This is a genomic window from Brevibacillus humidisoli, assembly GCF_020923435.1.
GTDB lineage: Bacteria > Bacillota > Bacilli > Brevibacillales > Brevibacillaceae > Brevibacillus_E > Brevibacillus_E humidisoli.
The window spans coordinates 3,475,503-3,499,477 of sequence record NZ_CP087263.1; the positions used below are offsets into that span (position 1 = coordinate 3,475,503).

21 protein-coding genes and 2 riboswitches are annotated in these 23,975 nt (G+C 52.5%); of the genes, 9 read left to right on the plus strand and 12 right to left on the minus strand.

Going from position 1 to position 23,975, the window contains the following annotated elements:
- Positions 1-44 precede the first annotated feature (44 nt).
- The 3 genes from LOK74_RS17055 to mtnK form a co-directional block, all read right to left on the minus strand.
- Positions 45-611: a GNAT family N-acetyltransferase gene (locus LOK74_RS17055; RefSeq protein ID WP_230043214.1), complete on the minus strand. Its 567-nt coding sequence runs from the start codon at positions 609-611 to the stop codon at positions 45-47.
- A gap of 496 nt (positions 612-1,107) precedes the next feature.
- Entirely contained in the window at positions 1,108-2,148 is a 1,041-nt protein-coding gene (gene mtnA, locus LOK74_RS17060) for an S-methyl-5-thioribose-1-phosphate isomerase (protein WP_230043215.1), read from the minus strand.
- Positions 2,145-3,371, minus strand: coding sequence for an S-methyl-5-thioribose kinase (mtnK, locus tag LOK74_RS17065; protein WP_230043216.1), 1,227 nt, complete (start codon positions 3,369-3,371; stop codon positions 2,145-2,147). The genes mtnA and mtnK overlap by 4 nt, the downstream gene beginning before the upstream one ends.
- A 107-nt stretch (positions 3,372-3,478) precedes the next feature.
- Positions 3,479-3,592, minus strand: a riboswitch (SAM riboswitch).
- 172 nt (positions 3,593-3,764) lie between these two features.
- Here mtnK and LOK74_RS17070 point away from each other — a divergent pair.
- The 6 genes from LOK74_RS17070 to LOK74_RS17095 all read left to right on the plus strand — a co-directional run bounded on the left by LOK74_RS17070 (position 3,765) and on the right by LOK74_RS17095 (position 8,052).
- Positions 3,765-3,917 (plus strand): YjcZ family sporulation protein, encoded by a 153-nt coding sequence (locus tag LOK74_RS17070; protein ID WP_230043217.1) that lies wholly within the window; start codon positions 3,765-3,767, stop codon positions 3,915-3,917.
- A 192-nt stretch (positions 3,918-4,109) separates the two neighbouring features.
- Positions 4,110-4,661, plus strand: coding sequence for a short-chain dehydrogenase (locus tag LOK74_RS17075; RefSeq protein ID WP_230043218.1), 552 nt, complete (start codon positions 4,110-4,112; stop codon positions 4,659-4,661).
- A 119-nt stretch (positions 4,662-4,780) separates the two neighbouring features.
- Positions 4,781-4,903: riboswitch (SAM riboswitch) on the plus strand.
- Between the two features lie 69 nt (positions 4,904-4,972).
- A complete protein-coding gene (locus LOK74_RS17080; RefSeq protein ID WP_230043219.1) occupies positions 4,973-6,187 on the plus strand; it encodes a 2,3-diketo-5-methylthiopentyl-1-phosphate enolase in 1,215 nt (404 codons plus the stop codon).
- Complete coding sequence (locus tag LOK74_RS17085) at positions 6,184-6,861, plus strand: 2-hydroxy-3-keto-5-methylthiopentenyl-1-phosphate phosphatase (RefSeq protein ID WP_230043220.1); 678 nt, start codon at positions 6,184-6,186, stop codon at positions 6,859-6,861. Before LOK74_RS17080 ends, LOK74_RS17085 begins: the two co-directional genes overlap by 4 nt.
- The gene (locus LOK74_RS17090) at positions 6,858-7,502 is read left to right on the plus strand and encodes a methylthioribulose 1-phosphate dehydratase (RefSeq protein ID WP_230043221.1); all 645 of its coding nucleotides are present in this window, start codon (positions 6,858-6,860) and stop codon (positions 7,500-7,502) included. The genes LOK74_RS17085 and LOK74_RS17090 overlap by 4 nt, the downstream gene beginning before the upstream one ends.
- 25 nt (positions 7,503-7,527) lie before the next feature.
- Entirely contained in the window at positions 7,528-8,052 is a 525-nt protein-coding gene (locus tag LOK74_RS17095) for a cupin domain-containing protein (protein ID WP_230043222.1), read from the plus strand.
- 94 nt (positions 8,053-8,146) lie between these two features.
- On the opposite strand, the gene LOK74_RS17100 is transcribed toward LOK74_RS17095, so the two are convergent.
- From LOK74_RS17100 to LOK74_RS17140, 9 genes are all read right to left on the minus strand, one after another.
- Entirely contained in the window at positions 8,147-8,989 is an 843-nt protein-coding gene (locus tag LOK74_RS17100; protein WP_230043223.1) for a hypothetical protein, read from the minus strand.
- A 50-nt stretch (positions 8,990-9,039) separates the two neighbouring features.
- On the minus strand, positions 9,040-9,666 hold the full coding sequence (locus LOK74_RS17105; protein ID WP_230043224.1) for a matrixin family metalloprotease: 627 nt from the start codon (positions 9,664-9,666) through the stop codon (positions 9,040-9,042).
- Positions 9,667-10,029: 363 nt separating this feature from the next.
- Positions 10,030-11,682, minus strand: a complete 1,653-nt coding sequence (locus LOK74_RS17110) for an MDR family MFS transporter (RefSeq protein WP_230043225.1) — start codon at positions 11,680-11,682, stop codon at positions 10,030-10,032.
- A 2-nt stretch (positions 11,683-11,684) separates the two neighbouring features.
- On the minus strand, positions 11,685-12,116 hold the full coding sequence (locus LOK74_RS17115) for a MarR family winged helix-turn-helix transcriptional regulator (protein WP_230043226.1): 432 nt from the start codon (positions 12,114-12,116) through the stop codon (positions 11,685-11,687).
- 167 nt (positions 12,117-12,283) lie between these two features.
- The gene (locus LOK74_RS17120) at positions 12,284-13,801 is read right to left on the minus strand and encodes a methyl-accepting chemotaxis protein (protein WP_230043227.1); all 1,518 of its coding nucleotides are present in this window, start codon (positions 13,799-13,801) and stop codon (positions 12,284-12,286) included.
- 175 nt (positions 13,802-13,976) lie between these two features.
- Complete coding sequence (locus tag LOK74_RS17125) at positions 13,977-15,755, minus strand: acyl-CoA dehydrogenase family protein (RefSeq protein WP_230043228.1); 1,779 nt, start codon at positions 15,753-15,755, stop codon at positions 13,977-13,979.
- A gap of 37 nt (positions 15,756-15,792) precedes the next feature.
- The gene (locus LOK74_RS17130; RefSeq protein WP_230043229.1) at positions 15,793-16,971 is read right to left on the minus strand and encodes an acetyl-CoA C-acetyltransferase; all 1,179 of its coding nucleotides are present in this window, start codon (positions 16,969-16,971) and stop codon (positions 15,793-15,795) included.
- Positions 16,972-17,041: 70 nt separating this feature from the next.
- Entirely contained in the window at positions 17,042-19,450 is a 2,409-nt protein-coding gene (locus LOK74_RS17135) for a 3-hydroxyacyl-CoA dehydrogenase/enoyl-CoA hydratase family protein (protein WP_230043230.1), read from the minus strand.
- A 379-nt stretch (positions 19,451-19,829) separates the two neighbouring features.
- Positions 19,830-20,246 (minus strand): hypothetical protein, encoded by a 417-nt coding sequence (locus tag LOK74_RS17140; protein ID WP_230043231.1) that lies wholly within the window; start codon positions 20,244-20,246, stop codon positions 19,830-19,832.
- A gap of 158 nt (positions 20,247-20,404) precedes the next feature.
- Between LOK74_RS17140 and LOK74_RS17145 the strand changes: the two genes are divergently transcribed.
- The 3 genes from LOK74_RS17145 (at position 20,405) to LOK74_RS17155 (ending at position 23,954) form a co-directional block, all read left to right on the plus strand.
- Complete coding sequence (locus LOK74_RS17145; protein WP_230043232.1) at positions 20,405-21,040, plus strand: hypothetical protein; 636 nt, start codon at positions 20,405-20,407, stop codon at positions 21,038-21,040.
- Between the two features lie 386 nt (positions 21,041-21,426).
- Complete coding sequence (gene proB, locus LOK74_RS17150; RefSeq protein WP_230043233.1) at positions 21,427-22,551, plus strand: glutamate 5-kinase; 1,125 nt, start codon at positions 21,427-21,429, stop codon at positions 22,549-22,551.
- 125 nt (positions 22,552-22,676) lie between these two features.
- Positions 22,677-23,954: a glutamate-5-semialdehyde dehydrogenase gene (locus tag LOK74_RS17155; RefSeq protein WP_230043234.1), complete on the plus strand. Its 1,278-nt coding sequence runs from the start codon at positions 22,677-22,679 to the stop codon at positions 23,952-23,954.
- Positions 23,955-23,975: the final 21 nt, after the last annotated feature.

Consider the following 23,975-nt stretch of genomic DNA (forward strand, 5'->3'; position numbering starts at 1 on the left):
ATCGCTCGAAGCTTACTCCATCGTAGTGGAGGGAAAATTTTTTGTCAATTGAGATTTTTCCCCCGTATTTCCAACCATTCCTCGGCAAGGATGGCGTACATCGAATGATCTACATATCGGTTATAAAGCAGCTGGTTTTGGCGAAAAATTCCTTCCAGGCGAAATCCCAATCGTTCCGGGATTGCCCTGCTTTTCTGGTTCTCTACCGCTGCAGCAATCTGCACCCTGTTTAACTGCCATTCGCCGAACACCAGATGATCCAGGTAAGCTCTCACAGAAGCGGTCATCAACCCCATACCCTGAGCATCGGCAGCCAGCCAGTAGCCGAGCGTAGTTTTGCGATCGGCCCAGTTAATCCCATGGACGGAGATGGTTCCGACGAGCTTGTCGGCAAGCCTGATCCCGAAGGTCAATCCCTGGTTTTGCTCACGCCCAGAGATGGTTGTCTTGATAAAGGCTGCGGAATCATCCACTGATGCCGTGTCGTCAACCCATGGCAACCACTGTCGCAGATGGGTGCGATTGGCGTCGATGACCGCAAAAACCTCAGCGGCATCAGTCAGTTCCAGCCGCCGCAGGGAAGCATTCGCAGATAGAGCGATCTCCTCCATACATATTTTTCCTCCCATACAGTGTTGATTAAATCTAGCATATTCCCCTTCTTGCAGCAAGATAAAAAATGCGTAAAATGGAAAAGGTTATGACACCGTGATGAAACTATGCAGTTCAGGGTATTTTTTGCCCTTGTTTTATCCTTCGTCCATGCACCAGTTATCGCTATCCCTTTCATCTGTATGCTTCCGTTCAGCTATTATTTGTTGTTCAGTTCCGGACTGCTCTGGTACGCGGGAAGTTGTTTGCTTTATGCGTTGTCTGCCTATCTGAAGCACAAAGGAACCAAACATCTCATCCTGTAGTGACTCCCCGCAACAACAAAGTGGAAAGACTCACACCTAAACACCAAAAGAAAAGCATCCCGTCCTCTTTTTCTCTTTAAAAGAGGAGCCGGGATGCGTTATGTTTGTTCATCTAATGCGGCATCACGTTGAGCGAGCCTTGTTGATAGCCCGCCAGACGCAACGGCGCTGTGGGCAAAGCGACACCGAGCTACTTGTTCAGCAACTGAATCTCTTCAGGCTTGTAAACCCCTGTTTCGGTTACGATAGCCGTAATCAGATCAGCCGGTGTGATGTCAAATGCCGGGTTGTATACCTTGATCCCATCTGGCGCCACTTGCTTGCCGAGGCCATGCGTGATCTCCTCCGCTGGCCGTTCTTCAATCGGTATCTCTGCCCCTGTCGGGGTGTTAAAGTCGATCGAAGAGAAGGGCGCGGCCACATAAAACGGAATATTGTGTGCCTTGGCCAGGACGGCAACGCCATACGTGCCGATCTTGTTGGCAACATCGCCATTACGGGCTACCCGGTCCGTTCCCACGATGACGGCCTGTACTTTCTTTTGGGCCATCACCATCGCCGCCATATTGTCGCAGATCAACGTGACGTCAATGCCCGCTTTTTGCAGTTCGTAGGCGGTTAGACGGGATCCCTGCAAGACAGGCCGTGTCTCGTCGGCGTACACTTTCAGGTTCCAGCCCATCTCTTTTGCCAAGTAGAGTGGCGCTGTTGCCGTACCGTAGGCGGCCGTAGCGAGAGCGCCTGGATTGCAGTGTGTGAGAATCCCCATCCCATCGTGCAGTTGTGTCAGCAAGAACTCACCGATTCGGCGGCAGACTTGTTCGTCCTCCTGCTGAATCTTGATCGCTTCATCAAGAACAGCCGCTTTGATTGCTTCGATTGGTTGGGCCGCTTCTGCCTGTACTCGTGCTTTGACCCGGTCCAGTGCCCAAAACAGGTTGATGGCCGTGGGGCGTGAGGTGGCCAGGTAATCAGCCTGGTTGGTCAAATCCGTCCAAAGGGCATCGTACGAAGTGGCAGAACTGCTGCGTACCCCGAGGTAGAGACCGTAGGCGGCTGCCATTCCGATCGCCGGAGCGCCTCGGACCTGCAAACTGCGGATCGCCTCCCATACCTGTTCGATCGTCGTTACTTCCAGATAGACGGTTTCCACTGGCAGGCGTGTCTGATCCAGCAACCGCAGGTGCTCCTCTGCCCACGCTACGGGAGCGAGGTGAGTTGATGTTGTCATACTGCTGCCTCCTGGTAAAACGTATTCGCAACTTCCTCAACCAGTGCGGTAAGATCGGCTCCTTCCTTGACCGTTCTGCGCTTCAGGATGAGCGCCTGACCGATCTGAAGCGCCAGGCGTTCTGCTTCGGCGCGGATCTGGGCATCCTCAATCGTGTTCAAATCAGCAACACCCGCCAACCCGATCACCCGGCGCAGCATTTTGCAGCCGGCGTACCCCGCAGCATCCTGCAGCAGGTTTTCCACGTAGTCCTGCCAGAACCCTTCTACGTTGGCACTACGCTCTTTCACCTTTTGATGCCACAGTTTCACGAATTCAGAGACAAACTGCGTCCAGACGTTCTCCACCGTCTCCAGCAGATAACTGCGGTAATCTGCCCGCTTGGCGGGGTCCTGCTGCAGTCCGTGCTGGCCGGCGTAATTGAGCAGCAAGTTGGCAATCACCGCGCCGATATCAAATCCCATCGGGCCATAGTAAGCAAACTCAGGGTCGATCACTTTGGTACTTTGTTCGGTAACAAAAATACTGCCCGTGTGCAGGTCGCCATGCAACAATGCCTCTGCACGAGTCAGAAAGCCAAACTTGAGATGGGCGATTTCCCGCTTGAGCAATACATTGCCCCAGATTGCTTCCACATCGCTGCGAATCAACGGATTGAAGTCATTCGTATCCGCATCTTCATACGGATCAGTGAACACCAAATCCTCCGTTATTTTGCACAATTCGGGATTGATAAAGTTGCCAAGCAGCGCCTTTTTCTCATATGGATGGGCCCCCAAATCAGAGGTAAAAAACAAGGTGTGAGCCAAAAAACGGCCAATATGCTTGGCAAACAACGGGTAGCGGTTCCCCTCAATCAGCCCTTTCCGCATTATGATGTGATCGCTTAGATCCTCCATCACCGTCAAAGCCAGTTCCTCGTCATAATGATAAACTTCCGGCACCAGATCCGGAGCGTATTTGTACTGGATCCTCAACGCTTCACTCTCGATGCGGGCACGATCCAGGGTAAGCGGCCATGATTCACCGACTACTCTCGCATAAGGAAGTGCTTGTTTAACAATAACACTTTTGCCGCCCTTGTTGTCACAAATATGGAACACCAAATTCAGGTTACCGTCTCCGATCTCTCTGCTGACAAGCTCTGCGCCTTGTGCAAACAATCCAGGAAGCGCACGAACGTACTCGACAGCTTCCTGCTCCGATAATGCCCGATAAGCCATCATGCATACCCCTTTCAGATCGATTTGGTCACGTTATGACAATAAAAAAACCTCTTTTCCGGAGAAAAGAGGTTGTGTACGCATCGATTACAATACGTGTCGTCTCCCCCTTATCTTCCAGAATTCTTCGCTTCTGCAGGAATTAGCACCGTGCACGCCACTAGGGCATGTCGGTTGCTGGGTTTCATCGGGCCAGTCCCTCCACCGTCTCTGGATAAGGAATCCATTGTTTCTTCAGTTGTTCTTCCAGAATACCATAGATAATAAATGTATGGCATCTATCTTACACACTCTTGTAAAAGGTGTCAATTGGTTTGATTGCTTCCTGTTTCCTCCTGTCAGTAGCGCCCTTACCCGCAGTGCCCATCTTTTCCTTCTTCTGCACGATGCCCCATGCACATATCCCCTCGGTTACATACCCTGCTCGTAAGGGTGATACCCAAAAAGGAGGGATGTGCAGTGAGCGGAATCTTTAACGGCAATGGCTTCGCATTGGCTCTGGTGCTGTTCATTTTGCTGGTCATTGTCGGGGAAGCCGACGATTAATCTGCTGTCGCATGTTCAGCCCCCCTCTTGTATGAGGGGTTTTTTCGTTTCATCACGTCCGATTGCAGCACGGAAGTTGCAGAGTTACCGATCGGTATCCTGTGCTATGATGGGGAAGAACAGGGGCAGGGGGAAGATCACACAACTTCAGATGAACATGCAGCAGCCCCACGAACGAGAGGAGATTGGAAGATGCCAGGACACGCATTGGTTGTTGGGGGTACCGGCATGTTGGCCGATGTCTGCTTGTGGCTAGAGAGGGAGGACTATCATGTGTCGGTCATTGCCAGAAACCGGGAGAGGTTGGCCGCGCTTGTGGAGCGGGCGGAAAGACCAAACAGCATCACCTCGCTTGTCCTCGATTATACTGATGAGCAAGCTCTGCGCCGTCAACTGCGTACAACAATGGAGAAAAACGGTCCGATCGAACTGGCTGTCGCCTGGATACATTCTAACGCTCCCCGCGCCTTGCCCATATGTATAGAAGAACTGGCAGGGGCAGCGACCAGTTCCTGGAGGCTGTTTCACATCTGCGGCAGCAGAGCATACCGATCCCCGCAGCGTCCCGACCTACCGGAGCATTGTTGCTACCATCAGGTAATCCTGGGGTTTGTGCTGGAAGATAGGGGAAGCCGCTGGCTGACCAACAGTGAGATCGCAGAAGGCGTGATACGGGCGATCTCCTCCGGGAAGCAGGATAGCGTGGTCGGCCAGTTGGAGCCATGGGAAAAAAGACCATCTTGACCGCAAGCCGTCTTGCGGTACCCTACGGGTTGACTACGGAGCGAAAAGCGCTTATGATGTGTGTATCAAACCAGCAGGGGCGCTGCTGGAACCAATCAAATCAAACGGATATGAGAATGCTCTTATCGAGAGAAGGCAGAGGGACTGGCCCGATGAAGCCCGGCAACCGACGCGCTGAAAGTCCAGGCGCGAGACGGTGCTAAATCCTGCAGGTGCTGCAAGGCAGTCCTGAAAGATGAGAGGAGTAAACCAGCATGACTGCCTCCTCCTTCGCGAAGGAGGTTTTTTTGTTAAAAGGAGGACAATCGTTCGTGAGTGGAGATCGAATCCGCGTCACCTATCTGACGCAAGCAAAAGATCTGGATAAAAAAGCGGAAGCTATCGCCGTTGGCATGACCGTTGGTTCCTGGACCGACCTGCCTGCCGCCAAACAAGCTGAGCTGCATCCGTATCTAGGGGAAGCTGTATCTTCCGAGACCTTGGAAGAACTGCCGGATGGACATAAGCGTGGACTCATCCGCATCGACTATCCCGCAGGCAACTTCACGCCTGACATAGCCTCGCTATTGACCGGCGTGTTCGGCAAGCTGTCCATGGACGGCAAGATTAAACTGATCGATATCAAACTGCCCGAATCATTCGTCCAAGCTTTTCCCGGACCGCAGTTTGGCATCGATGGCATTTGCCAAAAACTGGGGGTTCACGACCGGCCGCTGCTGATGAGCATCTTCAAGTCATGTCTGGGACTTCCCTTTGACGACTTGAAAACTCAGTTTCGAGCGCAAGCTCTCGGTGGTGTCGACCTGGTAAAAGACGATGAAATCTTCTTTGTCGACGACAAAGCCCCGTTCCTGGACCGGATCCGGGAATTCGGGAAAATCGCCGATGAAGTGGCACAGCAAACAGGCAAGCCGATCCTCTATGCCGCCAACCTGACCGGCCCCGTCCATGAGCTGAACGAGCGGGCCAAGCGGGCTGTAGAGGCAGGGGCGCAATGCCTGCTGTTTAACGTGTTGGCATATGGGTATGACGCCCTGCATCGTCTCGCCGCCGATCCCGATATCACCATCCCTTTGATGGCGCATCCCGCCCTCGCCGGCGCGTATTACCCGTCGCCTGACTACGGCATTGCGACACCACTGCTGCTGGGCAAACTGATGCGCCTGGCCGGGGCAGACCTTGTTCTCTTCCCGTCCCCATACGGCAGTGTGGCCCTAGACAAGCAGGAAGCCCTACAGGTGGCAGCCAACCTGACAGATAGCGCTGTGCCGGTCAAGCAGGCTTTTCCTGTTCCTTCGGCTGGAATTCACCCTGGACTGGTGCCACAGTTGTACGAAGATTTTGGCCTGCAGCAGGTCGTCAATGCAGGCGGCGGCATCCACGGTCATCCCGGCGGCGCTGCAGATGGCGGACGTGCCTTCCGGGCGGCAATAGATGCTGTCGTAGCTGGTCAGACACTGGACGAAGCGGCCCAATCGTCCCAACCGTTGGCTGCGGCCCTGGCCAAGTGGGGAGGCCCAAGATGAGCAAACAACTGGTACTTTTCTGTGACTTCGACGGCACCATTACCGAAAAGGATAATATCGTCGCCATCATGCGCAAGTTCGCCCCGCCAGAGTGGGAAGGGTTGACCAAGCAGATCCTCAGCCAACAGATTAGCGTCCGTGAAGGGGTGGGTAAGCTGTTCGCGATGCTGCCCTCCTCGCGCAAACAGGAGATCGTCGACTACATCGTTGAGGAAGCCGCGATCCGTCCCGGTTTTGCCGAGTTTGTCCGATTCTGTGAGGAGAAACAGATCGAACTGCTGATCACCAGTGGCGGTATCGACTTTTTTGTCGAACCGATCCTGGCACCGTTTCGACTCAAAAACCAGGTCTATTGCAATGGCAGCGACTTTTCCGGCGAAACGATCACGATTACCTGGCCGCACCATTGTGACGAAAACTGCGACAACGACTGCGGCATGTGCAAGACATCGATTATCCGCCGCTACGATCCGGAGCGCTACTTCCGCGTCGTGATTGGCGACAGCATAACGGATCTGGCCGGAGCCAAAATCGCCGACTTCGTGATTGCCCGCTCGCTGCTGGAGCAGAAATGCGAAGAACTGGGACTGCGGTACCGCCCGTTTGCCACCTTCTACGATGTAATCGAATCATTAAATACGCTTTTAACGGAACAGGAAGTGATCACACCGTGACCATCACACTGGAGCAGCGCATGGATGCGTTTCGCAGGCTTGATGAGGCAAAACTCACCTTTGCCAAACGAGACTGGTTCCCTGGTACCAGCGGCAACTTGTCGATCAAGCTAAGCGGTGAACCGCTGCAGTTTGCGGTAACCGCCAGCGGCAAGGACAAGACAAAACTTTCCCCGGAAGACTATCTGATCGTCGATGGGGACTCGCGCCCGGTCGAGGCGACGTCGTTGAAGCCTTCGGCTGAGACGATGATTCACGCCGTGGTGTATAAAAAAATCCCGACAGCGGGCGCCTGCTTCCACGTTCACACCATAGCCAACAACCTGGTTTCTGAGCTCTACTTTCAAGAGACCGCTTTCTCCATTCAGGGGCAAGAACTGATCAAGGGACTCGGTATCTGGGAGGAAAACGCCCGGATTTCCGTTCCGATTGTTGAGAACTTTGCTGATATTCCTCAACTGGCGGCCGCTATTGAAGAGGTAATCACACCTGAGATACCTGGTGTGCTGATTCGCAACCATGGCATTTACGCCTGGGGAGCCAACGACTTTGAGGCAAAGCGACACCTGGAATCATTTGAGTTTTTGTTTGAATACCATCTGCGCTGGCTGCAGCTGCGCCAGGCAGCAGTGTCAAGATAACTACCACTAATAAGGAGGAAGGAAAATGGCAAAAGTACGTTTTCATGACAACAACGAGTACATCACCGGACAAGAAGTACAAACATTCCTCGATAGCCAGGAAATCATCTACGAACACTGGGGTGTCGACCGGTTGAGCGATCGTCTTCGCGATGACTATGATCTGTCGGACGAAGAGAAAAACCAAATCGTTGAAGCTTTCCGTAAAGAGATTGACGATATCAGTGAACGTCGCGGCTACACCACCGCTGACTTGGTGATGCTTTCCGACAAAACACCCAATCTTGACGAACTATTGGAAAAGTTTAAAGATGAACATCATCATACCGACGATGAAGTTCGTTTCTGCGTCGACGGGCATGGAATCTTTGCGATCAAAGGAAAGGACGGCCGCTACTTTGATGTGGAGCTGGAGCCCGGCGATCTGATCTCCGTTCCGTCCTACTACCGGCACTACTTTACCTTGATGGACGACCGTAAGATCAAAGCGATCCGTCTCTTTATCACCCCGGCCGGCTGGCAGGCGATTTACGAAGAGCCTACAGCGTAAACGGGTCTGGCCACTTGCTGGGATGCGTTAACTGACATGTAACACAAAAAGCGGAGGACCATATGGCGGTCGCTCCGCTTTTTTGTTCTATTTCTTACATCCTTTTGTTCAATTCTTGCATTACTTCATCCCATGGATTTGTATCTTTTGCGATGATGCTGCCTTTTCTTGTAGCTAACGTTACGCCACCACCATCTTCATCTTTTAGGAATACTAGATACTCTTTTCCGGTCTCTACATCTGAGGGCAGGTTAAAGAATGTCCTTTCTTTCGCGCTTCCTTTCAAACTGTTGACAACCTGCACTTCCACCGTTTTGACGTATTTGTTTTCATCAATAACGTGTGTGGGAGTTAAAACAAGAATATGATCGGCAGATTCGATTAAATCTTTATGATTGTTCGGCTTTTCCTTGATATGAAACGTCTTCTCTTTCGCCGCCTTTAACCCTGGCGACCGGGAGATATCTGCTAGCAGGTTGTTTAATTTCTTTCCTGCTGTATACTTCTCATTCCCCTTTAAACCACCCTCGGCAACTTCGATGATGGATTCATCTCCGACGGAGGTGTAAACCGGCCGCGGATATAATTCATTCTCCCAGTATTCAAGAAACAAGAGATACTGACTTCCTATCTGTAAACTCCCTTTCTGCTCGTAAACGTCGATCGATTGTTCGCTAACCCCTTTTAAGCGGTTGTCTACTTTTATCGTATAGACGTAGGTAGCGTCACCCTTAAAGGCATCCGCCTGGGTTACCGTACCAATCACAATATTGTCGGCGTGTTGAACCAAGTCATTTACGTCTTTATATTCGATCAATGTTTCTCCTTCCCTTACAGGATGTTTCGAAACAGGAATTGAACTATCACTGTTCGTGCAACCGCTAGCAACAAAAGCCGCTACAAGAAGCAACAGAGAAATAGTATTTAGCCATTTCATGCAGCATTCCTCCCCATAATCGTTTGAATAAACACACTATTTAAAGTTAATCAATACACTTGCAGTAAATGATTTTTGTCTCTACTGGTTAATTGAGTCACTTCTGATGCACTTCCATACATAACGTCGGACGACCTGCTGGAATGACCTCTCCAACCAAGTGCATGACCCAATTCATGAGTTGAGGTCTTTTTAAAACCACTATCACTTCTGCCGCTTTTATAAACGATATACACATTGACTGGAGAACTTATCTTGTAACTACTCTTTTCTGAGCCGCTATAGATCCATTCGCCCTCATACTTTGTCCCTCCATCATAGGATGTCAGACCCGTATTTGATGTTTTTAAACTCGGCTCCATTTCTTTCAATGTATTGTATGTTCCTCCATAGATCCTGATAACAGAATCAGTTTCGTCATCCTCTCCAGATAGACTAAATCCTGCACTATTCCATTGACTTATGGCATGGCTTACATAACTGGCAAACTTGGAAGTCGAAAACCCGTCTATCGACCCTGACCAAATAGACATGGATTTATATCCCCATCTGTTAATAATATCCTTATCTGAGTACCAATAGTTCAGGGTGCCAAGATCTGCCGCAAACGCAACCGAAGAGAACAAGAATGTAGTTAGCAAACTAACCACCATTACTTTTCCTGTTTTCTTTATCAATTCAATCCCTCCAAAAAATTTTTGTAATCCAATGACGTTACATTTGATTTCATCTGGATGGGGGCAACCCTCCTTTTAGAATTGATTAGCTGCATCAAGCTGACCACAACATTTCATACATTTATTGCGTAAATTTGAATTATTTTCTATATGATTCTGCAAACGCATGTAAAATCCCTTTTTATGTTAGGAATTTTCAAAAAGATGAGCTATCGGTTTCGTCTGTTATCACTTTTTAATCTCATCATCATTTCTTACCTAAATATCGAGACATGGAGGCGCTTATTTTTTGAAGAAAAACAGAGTCTCCACGATACTTGCCCTCAAAAAAACAGCGCCACCGAAAAACGGTGGCGCTGCTTGCTATCGGCTATTGGGCTGCGGTTGTCTGGCCGTGTTCACGATCTCCTGCTGATCCGCTTCCACCGTATCCGCTGGCTGTTGGCGATTAGATGTCCGCAGTGGAATCTCCCGCAAAAACAGCGTCATAACAAAAGCGGAAAAAACCACAAGCGCACCGACAAGAAAGACGGTAGACAAGGAAGCACTCAATGCTTCTCGCATGATCAGCACGATTTGAGCAAACAGCTCCTGAGCAGCCTCTGGCAGCGAACGCCGGATCTGTTCCAACTGCTGCGGGTCCATCAACATCTGTGGATCCTGCAGTTGAGTCAGCCGTTCGGCAACTGCGGGATCGATGGCGCCGCCCTGTTGATCCAGGCCAGCCTCTGTGATGCGATTCTGCATCTCCGTATTCATCCGCTGTCCCATCACGGTCCCCATCAAAGCGACTCCAATCGTCCCGCCAAGCTGTCGGAACAACTGGGAGGAAGCGGTCGCTACGCCCAGCAGTTTGTGCTCTACTGCATTCTGGACCGTAAGCGTAAAGATCGGAAAGGCGATGCCGAGACCCGTACCCACGATAATCATGTTGATCACGGCAATAAGATTGGTTGTCTCCGTACTCATGAAGACCATAGAAGCCATCCCGGCTGTCATGATCAGCAGACCAGCCAGCGCCAATCCTTTATACTTGCCCGTTTTTGTGATGAACTGACCGCTGATCGCGCTGGCAGCCACCATGCTGAGTGTCATCGGCATCATCACAAATCCGGAAGCGGTAGCTGAGGTGCCGATTACTCCCTGAACGAAAAACGGCATATACATGATCGTTCCGAACATGCCTGCCCCCATGGTGAAACCAACCAGGTTTGACAAGGTAAACACACTGTTGCCAAACATCGACAAGGGCAGCACGGGGCTTTTTGCCCGTCTTTCGGCAGCAATAAACAGCACAAGGGCGATCACGGTTGCCAGCAGCAACCCGATGATCTCTGTCGAACCCCAGGCGTACTGACTGCCGCCCATAGAAAAGGCAAGCAGCATCGGCACCATTGTCAGTGTCAACAGCACAGCTCCAAGGTAGTCAACTGCTTCACCCTCATTTCGTGTGACAGAAGGGAACAACGTCCAGATCAGCGCAAAAGCGATCACTCCAAAAGGAAGGAATACCCAGAAAATCCAATGCCAATCCGCATTATCGACAATATAACCTCCCAAGGTGGGGCCAAATACACTGGCCAGACCAAAAACAGCTCCCATCAGCCCCTGCCAGCGCCCGCGCTCACGCGGAGAAAACAGGTCACCGACGGCAGCAAATGCTGTGGACATGATCATCCCTCCACCGAACCCTTGAATCCCGCGATAGATGATCAACTGGATAATCGTCTGTGACAATCCACAGAGAAACGTCCCGATGATAAAGATCCCGATACCAATCAAGATAAACGGTTTCCGACCGTAGATATCGGATAATTTCCCAACCAAAATCGCGGTAATACTGGATGTCAGCATAAAGCTAGTAAACACCCAGCTAAAATACTCCATGCCGCCCAAGTCTGCGATAATCCGCGGCAGAGCAGTTCCCACGATCGTCTGGTTTAAAGCCGCAAACAACATTGCCGCCATAATGGCGACAATAATGGTAATCTTGCGTCGCTGATCCAAATGCTCCATTATCATTTCCCCTTGTCTGTTTGCATATTTTTTAACACCTGCCGATAAATACGGATTAAATGCTGAAGATCCTCATCCGACAGACCGCGGTAAAAGCGTTCCAGCACGATTCGCCGCTGCTCCCTAAGCACCTTCAACAGCTCGCTCCCTTTGTCCGTGATGTTGACGTACACCACTCGCCGATCTTCATCGGAGCGTTTCCGAACGGCGTAGCCACAGACAAGCAGTTTGTCTACCAATGCCGTGACTGCACTCAGCGTAGTGCCGAGCGCTTCAGCCAGATCAGAGACCTTTTGCGGCCCGCGGCACTCCAGCCACTCCAGGATATAAGCCTGAGAAGCGGAAAACTCACGAGTATGCATCTTGTTCCGCTCTACCGTCATCCTTTGAAAGACCTGGCGGAATACCTCATCAAGTTGATCCAAGTAATCCAACGGGGATTCCCCTCTCTAATACGGACAAAAATAAAGGTTCAAAATATGAATAGTTAAGATGCTTAACATTTATAGAGTATAAGTACTTTGCCTATGGATGTCAACAATCTTCTAATTGAAAAAAAGAACCATACATAGTGTATGTATGGTCTACCGTACAACATTCTTTATGTAGACTGTATCTTTTTGTCAAACAACTGTTCCAGCCTGTTGGCCCGTTCACGCAGTCGCCGAACCACAACGGCGAATTCATCCATAATCGCTGCCGTTTCTTCTGTTGCAGCAGCGGTCTCGTCCAACTGGCGCAGCGAAAGTTCTGTTTGCCCGTAAAGTGTCTCCATCCCGGTCGTCAAGGTTGCGGATGATTGCAGCTGACGGGCTGCAATGTTTGCCACTTCGCTCAGCAGCAGGTGGATGTCGTCCACTGCCGATCCGATCATACGCAGTTTTTCCCTCGCTTCTTGTGCAACACTTACTCCTTGTCGGACGACGTTTCTGCTCTCCTGCATATTGGTACGTATCTGATCCAGATCAGCCCGCACCCGTTCGGCTAGTTCTCCGATCGCACTGGCAGCTTGTTCCGCCTGTCGAGCGAGCATCTGAACCTGCTCGGCGACCACCTGAAAGGTGCGTCCTGCCGCACCTGCTCTCGCTGCCTCAATCGAAGCGTTGATCGCGACGACACCCACATTTTTCGCGATCGACGTAATCGCTTGACTGCAGTCAGTGATTTCATCGGTGCGCCCAAACAACCGTTCTGTAAGCGTTGCGGTTTCGGACGACTGATGATCAATCCGGTCAATCACAACCGCGATCCGTTCCACTACTTCCTCTCCGCTCACCGCCTGCTTCTGTACAGTCCCCGCAAAGTCAACGCTGCTGCGAACCGCTTCTCCCACCTTCTCTGCTTCCTCCTGCTGTGCTTGGGAAAGTTGCCGATTTTGCCTCATCACCTGCTGCGATTGCTGACTGCTCGACACAATCTGTTCGCTGCCGGAAGCGATTTGATTGATGGAGACGCGCATCCCTTCTGACATTTCGGTTAACTGTCTGACCACCGTTCCCATCTCCGATACAGTTGCCGACACTTCATGCAAGAGCCGCTCGTTCTGCATTTTCAGCTCAGCGTTGTGGTTCATCTCCTCCTCCGTCTGTTCGATCATCGCGCGCGAGCGGTTGACGAGAGAGATGATCCGCATCATCACAATCAGCATGATCACACTGGCCGTCAGCACATCACCCAGATTTTGCTGCCAGCCTCCCGGTCGCACCAACAACGCTTCAACAGCCGAAGTAACCAGCACCAGTGCAGAGAGAAACAAGATCGGCCCCCGGATGGCATACAGCCCGGCATAGATAACAGGAATAAGCCAGATAAAGTGCACAGAAGCCGGGGAACCGAACAAATAGACGCCAATCCCCACCGTCAGGTAGATTTCCACTGGGAAGATGTAATGAAATAGTCGTCGTAGCCGGGAGATGCGGTACAGCAGCAGGGTGAGACCGAATATCGCATAGGTGACTCCTACAGCCAGCCAATAGCGAGGCCACTCCATCTCCAACAAGCCGTATTGAATGAGGCCAAAACAAAGTCCGTACAGCAAGGTGATCCCGACTGCGCTTACTCTAAGCAGCAGCCGGTTTACATCGTTCATGTTTGACTGCAATACACGTGACCCGTTCATCCTCCATCCCTCCCTAGTCCATCGCATTGGGTAAAAAAGCAAATAGACACAAGTACAGAAAAGAAGCTGGAAATACTCCGTCCCCAGCTTCTCTTCTGATGGTCATGTTGCAAAGCTAACAGCTTGCTGCAGCCAGCGATCAAACCCATCAGAGCATGCAGCGCTCTTTTATTTGTCAGACCACATAACCGTCCGCCTCAATCACCCGATCGGCAATGGTGCGCTTCAGATGGATCGTATTGAGCGGGTTGCGCCGGGTCAGCTTCTTGAGGATGGACAAACGGAGTCGCAAATCGTCCCCATCTTCCATCGCCGCCAACGCTTCCTTGGCCCAAGACTCGATCCGGTCAAATGCATCGTGCACATAGACCGCAGTCAAATCAAGCTTCTGCTGTTCCTTTTCCAGACCGTTTTGCGCCAGTGCTTTCTCCGTACGCTTGACGACGCTGTCCATCGCATACAGTTCGATCAGCATATCAGCGGCAATCGCCAGCAGTTCCTGTTCTTTGGAGATCGCCTGCTGATATTTCATCAGTGCCGACCCGGCCACCATTAGGATTATCTTGCGCGTCATGTCCAACAGATGCTTCTCCACCGCCAATGGCGCCTCTTCGATTTCCTCCGGATAGTAGCTCATCAGCTCTTCCTGCAGACCGGCTGCTGCCTGCATCAGAGGCAGTTCGCCCTTCATCGCTTTTTTCACCAGCATGTCAGGAATCAACAGACGGTTGATTTCATTGGTTCCTTCAAAGATCCGGTTGATGCGGGAGTCACGGTACATGTTCTCAATCTCGTATTCGGACATGAAGCCGTATCCGCCGTGGATTTGTACCCCTTCATCGACACAGTAATCGAGCACTTCCGAACTGAATACTTTGTTGATCGAGCACTCAATGGCGTAATCGGCAATCGCTTTGGCTACCTCCCGTCCGTCGTCCGCCTTTTCTCCCAGCAGCGAAAGAGACGTATCGAACAATCCGACGGTTCTGTAGACAGAGCTTTCTGCCGCGTATATCTTTGCCGCCATGTTGGCCAGCTTGTTTTTGATCAGCGTGAAGTTGGCAATCGGTGTCTTAAACTGTTTCCGCTCCTTGGCATAGGTAGTTGCCAGATGAAGCGCCTGTTTCGCCGAGCCCACCGTGCCAACGGCCAGTTTGTACCGACCCACGTTAAGAATGTTAAAGGCAATGACATGTCCCCTGCCCGGTTCACCCAACAGGTTTTCTACCGGTACCGGCACATCCTCCAGGATGACGGTACGTGTCGAGGAGCCTTTGATCCCCATCTTCTTCTCTTCCGGTCCGAACGAGACACCCGGGAAATCACGCTCAACGATGAAGGCTGTAAACTGTTCGCCATCAATCTTGGCATAGACGACAAACACATCAGCAAAACCGGCGTTCGTGATCCACTGCTTTTCTCCATTGAGAAGGTAGTGCTTGCCGTCCTCCGACAAGCGGGCAGTCGTCTTGGCGCCAAGCGCATCCGAACCGGAGCCCGGTTCTGTCAGACAGTAAGCGGCCAGCCGCTTGCCGGATGCGAGATCAGGGAGATAGCGCCGCTTCTGGTCTTCATTGCCGAAGTAGACGATTGGCAGCGACCCGATCCCCACATGCGCTCCATAGCTGAGGGCAAACCCGCGTGCCAGCGCAAACTTCTCTCCGATCAGCGCCGAGCTGATCTTGTCAAGACCAAGCCCTTCGTATTTTTCCGGTACATCCGCGCCAAGCAGGCCCAGTTGTCCCGCTTCTTTCAGGAGACGTACCGAAATGTCAAACTGGTGCTGCTCGATTTCTTCCAAATGAGGGCGTACCTCTCCGACGACAAAATCTTCTGTCGTCTTGGCAATCATCTTGTGCTCTTCAGTAAACTCTTCAGGCGTAAAAACATCTTCGGGTGATCCGGCATCAATCAGAAAACTGCCGCCTCGTACCAGTTTTTTTGTTTCAGCCATGTTCATCGCTCCTTTTTCATGGTCAGGTCAATCCGCCTTACAGCATTTCAAACACGCCAGCTGCTCCCATGCCACCGCCAATACACATCGTAACCACACCATAGCGTCCACCGCGACGCTTCATCTCGTGAAGCAAGGTGACCGTCAGCTTTGCACCTGTGCATCCGAGAGGGTGACCAAGGGCGATTGCCCCGCCGTTTACATTTACCTTCTCATGATCCAACCCCAACTCGCGGATGACGGCCAGCGACTGTGAAGCGAACGCTTCGTTCAACTCGATCAAATCGATGTCGCCCAATGAGACGCCAGCCATTTTTAGTGCTTTCGGAATCGCCACCACCGGTCCGATACCCATCACATCAGGGTCAACCCCGCCGACCGCAAAAGAACGGAACGCTGCAATGGGCTTCAGGTTGAGGGCTGCTGCTTTTTCTGCAGACATTACGACGACGGCGGCTGCGCCGTCACTTGTCTGCGAGGCGTTGCCTGCTGTGACCGTCCCTTTGACGTGAAACACCGGCTTCAGTTTGGCCAAGCCTTCAAGCGAGGTGTCGTAGCGGACGCCTTCGTCCGTATCGAAGATCGATTCGGTTACGTGAAGCTTTCCAGCTTCGTCCACGTGATGCCGTTTTACTGTGATCGGTACGATTTCTTCACGGAACTTGCCTTCTTTAATCGCTGTCCCTGCCCGCCGGTGACTCTCCAGCGAAAAGGCATCCTGCTCTTCTCGGGTGATATGGTAGCGACTGGCCACCTGTTCGGCTGTGTGTCCCATGCTCATGTAGGCATCGGGCATGGTATCCACCAGTGTCGGGTTCAACGCTACTTTATTGCCGAGCATCGGCACGAGACTCATACTCTCAACTCCGCCGGCGACAATCACATCGGCCCCTCCGACCATGATCTGCTGTGCCGCATAAGCGATCGTCTGCAGTCCTGACGAACAAAAACGATTAATGGTAATGCCCGACACATTGGTCGGCAGTCCGGCTCTTAGCCCGATCAGTCGGGCCATGTTCATCCCCTGTTCCGCTTCCGGAACAGCGTTGCCGATCACCACATCCTCAATCTCTGCCGGATCGAGAGCGGGTAATCGTCGCAGCAGATCTTCGACCACGGCAGCCCCCATATCCACTGGATGGACATCTTTCAAGCTGCCCCGCTTGGCTTTACCGACCGCTGTACGAGAGCCGGCCACAATCACTGCTTCCCTCATCGTCTCTCCTCCCTCTATATGGCGAAATCCTACGTCGAATTCACTTCCTTGCTTTGAGCCAACACTCACACTAATTGCGCAGCGGTTTGTTCTTGGTAACCATATGCTGCATCCGCTGCTGTGTCTTCGGAGTCTTGATCAACTCCATGAAGGCCTGGCGTTCCAGTTCCAAAATATACTGTTCGTTTACTTCCGTTCCCGCCGGAACACTGCCACCTGACATCACGTATGCGATCTTGCTGGCGATCAGCTCATCGTGTTCGCTGATCATGCCGCTGATCTGCATCGCGTGAACATTCTGGCGAAGCGTCGCGTAGCCGGCTTCGCCGATGACCCGGATCTTGCGCGGTTTACGCGGCGCATAGCCTTTTTGGTCCATCTCCAGGACCAACTGTTTGGCATCGTAGAGCAGGTGGTCGCCATTGATGCTGATCCGGTCAGTGGGGCGGAGATACCCTAGTTTGATCGCTTCTTTGCCACTGGTGGAGACTTTGGCCATCGCGATGGTCTCAAACGCACGGGCCACATACGGGAGTGGATCGACCGGCATGCTGCCGCCTTCCGGTACGTTTTCCATCGCACGGAACAGCATTTCCTTGGTACCGCCGCCCCCCGGCAGCAGACCGACGCCTACTTCCACCAGACCGAGATAGGTCTCCGGAGCCGCCTGCACTTGGTCAGCGAGATAACATACTTCCACGCCACCACCCAGCGTCATCCCGAACGGCGCTGCTACCACCGGACGGTTGATGGCTCGAAAGGTATCGCCTATCTTGTGGAAGTTCTTGATCAGCATCTCCAACTCAAACCAGTTTTCATCCTGTGCTTCCATCAGCGCCATCGCCAGGTTCATGCCGACACAGAAGTTTTTCCCCTGATTGCCGATCACCAGGCCGATGAAGTTCTTCTTCACCTCTTCTGCGGCATAGCCAGCCATCTGCAGCACGTCCATCCCAAGCGCGTTGTGCGGTGAAGTAAACTCCAGGCAGGCTACTCCGTCTCCCAGATCAATCAGCGCTGCTCCAGCGTTTTTCTTGATCAGGCGGCCCTGCTCTTTTAACTGGGCCAGGTTGATGATCTCTTTTTTCTCTTCTACGTCTCGATACGCTCCACCGATAGCGAAGGCGGCTGTACGACCTTCCTTTCGCTCATAAAATGAGGTTTTGCCGGTGGCGAGGAGTTCCTCAACAAGTGGCGGCATCGTTTCTCCCTCTTCACGCATCCGGGCGACTGATTTCTCTACACCGATTGCATCCCAGGTCTCGAACGGCCCTAGTTCCCAGCCAAAGCCCCACTTCATGGCCTGATCAACCGAGACGATATCATCGGCAATCTCCGGCACTTTGGCGGCGGAGTAGAGCAGCACTTTCTTCAGTACGTTCCAGACAAACTGGCTTCCTTTGTCTTTGCCGTATGCCAGCGCCTGCAGCTTTTGCGGCAGTGTTTTGGCTGCTTTGGCTGCGTCCAGGGAAGGAAAGGAGGCTTTTACACGCGGCCGGTAGATAAGCTGTTCGTAATCCAATGCCAGAATCTCTTTCCCTGCTGCTGTCCGTTCCTGTTTGAAGAAGCCCTGCCCGCTCTTTTGTCCGATCCAGCGCTTTTCTACCATCTGCAGGACAAAGTCTGGCACTTCAAAGACGGCTTTCTCTTCGGCATCCTCGCTTTTCAGTTTTACATTGTTGGCAACATGAACGTACGTATCAAGACCGACGACATCAAGCGTGCGGAAAGTCGCGCTTTTGGGACGGCCGATGACCGGACCGGTCAGCGCGTCCACTTCGTCGACGCCAAGACCCAGCTTCACCATCTCCTGTATGGAGACCTGCAGTCCGTATGTGCCCACCCGGTTGGCGATAAAGTTGGGCGTATCTTTGCACAGGACGGTTCCTTTCCCCAGCGAAAACTGGCCGAACTGCATCATAAACTGGACGATCTCCGGCTTGGTATCCCGCCCAGGGATGATCTCCAGAAGTTTCAGATATCGCGGAGGATTAAAAAAGTGGGTGCCGAGGAAATGCTCCCGGAACTCATCAGAACGACCCTCGCACATCTCGTTGATTGATACGCCAGATGTGTTGGAGGAAACAATCGTACCGGGCTTGCGGTACTCTTCAATCTTGGCGAAAACCTGCCGCTTTACATCCAGATTTTCCACGACAACCTCGATGATCCAATCCACTTCAGCCAGTCTGTGCAGGTCGTCCTCCAGGTTGCCCACCGTAATCAGATCGATATCCGCCTTGTCATACAGAGGCGCTGGTTTCTCTTTGAGCAGCCGCTGCTTGCCCGCCTCAGCGAAGCGGTTGCGAACACTTCGGTCCTCCAGCGTCAGTCCCTTCTTCCCTTCATCGTCCGTCAATTCGCGCGGAACGATATCCAGCAGATACGTCGGGATGCCGACATTAGCCAGGTGGGCGGCAATCCCTGCTCCCATAACGCCTGCGCCCAGAACCGCTGCTTTGCGAATGTTTCGTTGCATTACATAACCCTCCCTCTTATTCGCGATATTGCGTAGATTGTCCCTAGCAAGAGCGAAACGTCTGTCGCTGCGATCCTCCCATCTTCCCTGTTTCATACGTATGAGTATGGACACTGCTCGATGTCCTTCCGGCAACATCTTGAATGAATACTCATTCATTATGTTGCTCTAAAAAAACATCCTCCGTTACGGAAGTGACCGCTGCCGCTCTTCGCATGGCCAATCACGCAGTATGGGGATGCATTTTAGTGTTGTTTCCTGATCCATTTTTATTGTAATGCAAAAAGGAAACGGTTGCAATCGGATTTTCTCTCTGTCCATCCCGCCGATCGTTGTACGAGATCGCAGCCTCTACCCGTCACGGCGCTGGACATACCTATCACATCTGCGGCACGAAGCTGCCGTCACGAAGCATCGTCAGTTCACCGATCAAAAAGGCAAAGTCTTCCGATTCCTCAAACTGTCCGCTCTCCTGCAGCCCTTCCAAGCGGCGCAGCAGTGTGTTGGCGAAGTCCTGGATCTGAACCGGATGCGCCTCCATATCCACATCGTCGAGAACTTGTACCGCAGTCAGTGCTTCCAAATGGGTAATCATGCGGAAGCCGCCGATGTCTCCCAGGTACTCTTGTTTGTTAAAGGGAGACTTCTGCAGTTTGCGAAACATGCTGATCACATCATTTGCCACTACGCTGGGAAACGCTACCTGATAAAAGGTGCGATTTTTGCCTTCCTCCGTCTTGATCAGCAAAATGTCAATTCCGTCCATTTTTTTTGCTTTCTTGCCAAACCCGAACATGCCATCACCCCAAATGATTATTCCTGTCCTCTATCATAGAGGGAAACCTGCCGCCAGACAACCCCTACTCTGCCGCAAGGAAAAAGTTGACGCGATTATGATCCTCTGCCCAACCGCAAACTATAAAAAATGGTTTGTCCAACAGGGGGTATCACAAGATGAAAAAATGGCTCGCACTACTGGCCCTCTGTCTCGCTATCGTCGGCTGCGGAGACAAGGACGAGCAGGAATCGAAAGGCAATGAGAATGATGACACCAAAACAGCCCGTGTCCAACAGCGAAACGAGGCTGACTCAAAAGCAAAAGCCCTCTCCCGTCATCCCCAGACAAATAAGCAAGATTTGGTTCTATTTATCAATCGTGCCGAACACGTGTTTGAGGAACTGTACTACGCCGCCTCAAGCATGCCAGGCGGGAAGATACAGCGCGACGACGGACTGCTGTATCGGCAGCTTCCGCCACGCTTTTCCAGCAGGGAAAAGGTGATCGCTTTCTTTTCCCGCTACTGGAGCCGCCCATTGGCTGTTCAGATGTACGACAATCTGGACACCAAAATCGTGAACGGCAGACTTTATCTGCGGATTCCCGACCAAGATGATCCCGTACTGATCTCGCAGCAAAACACGACGATCTCCTCTGATCTAAACGGCGTAACAGTGGTCGTCCAAAACGCAGGGTTGCCTGACCGCAGTGGTCAGCCCACCGTTTCCTACCGCCTGGAGAGAGACAAACGCACCGGACAGCTTGAGATCGTACGGCGAGAAGGTTCGTACGGCAGCAAGATGTTTCAATGAAGTTGTCGTTTCTCCTTGACATTTTTATACGAGCAGGGGCATAATTATGTACAAATCAAACGGTGAACGCAGTGAAGGGAAATAGTAGGATCGTCCATCTGGTTCAGAGAGCGGAATCCAGCGGCTGAGAGGTTTCGCCCATGACACGGTTTGAACCCATCCCGGAGCGGCCAGGGGTGACCTGGACAGGATCACTTTCTCCTGTTATCAAGGAAAGCACTGATCGATCTCTGCCAGACGGCAGCAGTTGATCGGTGAAAAGCTGGATGGCTGTCGGCGCCGTGCGTTGACAAGTCATCAAATAAGGTGGTACCGCGAAAGAATCCCTTTCGTCCTTATCCGGACGAAAGGGTTTTTTATTTTGATGATGGAAGGATGGGCGTTGGATGAAGACGTCAAGGAAGCGAATCGTCGTAAAAGTAGGCAGCAGTTCTCTCGCCTCGCCGCGTGGTGGCTGCGATCCAGGCAAGCTAAGCTTGCTGGTGTCGGCGCTCGCCCGCCTGCGTCAGGCCGGACACGAAACGCTACTGGTCTCATCCGGAGCGGTGGCCAGCGGGTACGTGGGGCTCGGCTACCAGCAGCGCCCCCGTACATTGGCAGCCAAGCAGGCAGCAGCAGCGATCGGGCAAAGCATGTTGATGCAGCAGTATTCAGCGCTGTTTCATCAGTACGGCTACACGGTAGCGCAGATTTTGCTGACACGGGATGACTTTTCCAACCGGGAGCGGTATCAGCACGCCTTCCAGACGATCTCCTTGCTGTTGAGCCGGGGTGTCATCCCCGTGATCAACGAAAATGACACCGTCTCCGTCGCAGAACTCACCTTTGGTGACAACGACATGCTGGGGGCATTGGTTGCGGGGCTGACCCACGCTGATCTCTACGTGATGCTGACCGATACCAACGGACTGTATGACAAAGATCCGCGCAGACATCGAGACGCCAAACGGATCAGTCGCCTGGAGGTAGTCACCTCAGAGTGGGAGGAGAGAGCCGGCAGCGCCGGTGCGCTCGGCACTGGCGGGATGCGCTCCAAACTGCTGGCTGCCAAGACGGCTCAGCAGCTCGGTCTCCCCAGTTTTATCGGCATGGCCGATCAGGAGGATTCGCTGCTGCAGATTCTGGCTGGTCAAGGTGACGGTACCTATGTGGGAGCGTACAGTGATTCTTTGGAAAAAGTAAACATCCCTACCCGCAAACAGTGGATCGCCTTGCACTCCCCCGTCAACGGGCAAATCGTCATCGACGATGGGGCTGCCGAAGCGCTGCTCCACCACAGCCGCAGTTTGCTGCTGGCTGGAGTCACCGGCGTGAAGGGCAGCTTTGCGGCGGGTGATGTAGTAGAAGTGTACACAGGCGATCGGCTGATCGGTCGCGGTGTCAGCCGCTACTCGGCCAGTGAACTGAGGCATGCACTGACATCTGACAGACAAACCAACCGGACGAATGAGGTGATTCACCGAGATCAATGGGCGATGCTGCCTACTGCTGTGACGGAACAGACAATGTGATCACCGGAGGACCGATTGGACCCGTTAATGTGCAGCAAGCACAAAACGCACGTTAGTATTGAGCATGCAGTTTGATTACCACTAACAAATAAGCACCAACAAAATGGAGAGAGGAGCGTTGGAGTATGAGCCATCAGGTAGATGTTGGAGCCAGTGTTGCTGATCAGGCCCGCCTGGCCAAACAGGCATCACGTCGGTGGGCCTTGTTTACACAGGAGGAAAAGGATGACGCGCTGCGTGCCATTGCCCGCCGCCTCAAGCAGGATGAAACAGAGATTTTAGCTGCCAATCGAGAGGATATCATGGCAGCGGAAGCGGAAGGTCGGCCGGAGAGTTATCTGGATCGCCTCCGCCTCACACCGAAGCGAATCGACGAACTGGTAGAAAGTGTGGAGGCCCTGGCTGACCTGCCTGATCCGATCGGGGAAGTAACGGAACGCTGGACACAGCCAAACGGACTTGTCATCCAGTCGGTACGTGTGCCTTTAGGGGTGATTGGCATGGTCTATGAGGCGCGCCCCAATGTAACCGTGGATGCAGCAGGTATTGCACTGAAGACAGGCAATGCTATCGTACTGCGCGGCAGCCGCTCGGCAAAGCGATCCAATCTGGCGCTGGCCAACAGCATGCAAGACGCGCTGCAGTCGCTTCAGATGCCGCACGAAGCGATTCAGTACCTGCTCGCCGACCAGCACGAATCAGTCGATGCGCTCTGTACGTTGAACGAGTTCATCGACGTGATTATTCCTCGCGGTGGCGCTGAATTGATTCAGCGGGTGGTGCGCAAGTCAACGGTGCCGGTACTGGAAACCGGCGTCGGCAACTGCCATCTGTTTGTTGATGAAAGCGCGCTCTACGAGATGGCAGAAGCGATCGTGCTGAATGCCAAAACGAGCCGTCCGTCCGTCTGCAATGCAGCAGAGACGCTGCTGATCCACAGCAAATGGCCGCGTGAACAGACGCTCTCCCTGCTGCAGCGACTAGTGGAAGCCGGAGTCGAACTGCGCGCTTGCGAGCTCACCCGTTCCAACTGTCCTGAACTGGCTGACGCCTTAAAGCCAGCTACGGAAGAAGACTGGCATACGGAATACCTGGAGCTGATCATGTCGGTTCGTACAGTCGACAGCCTGGAGACAGCGCTTAGTCACATCGAGCAGTACGGCTCCGCTCACTCGGAGGCGATCATTACGGAAACGGAAGCGAATGCACGCCGTTTTCTCGCTGCCGTTGACGCCGCTGCCGTATACCACAACGCTTCCACCCGATTTACCGATGGCGGTCAGTTCGGATTCGGTGCGGAAATCGGCATCAGTACCCAAAAGATTCACGCTCGCGGTCCAATGGGGCTGCGCGCACTCACTTCTACCAAGTATCAGATTCTCGGCACAGGACAAATCCGCTGACAGAGGAGGATCTTCATGCGT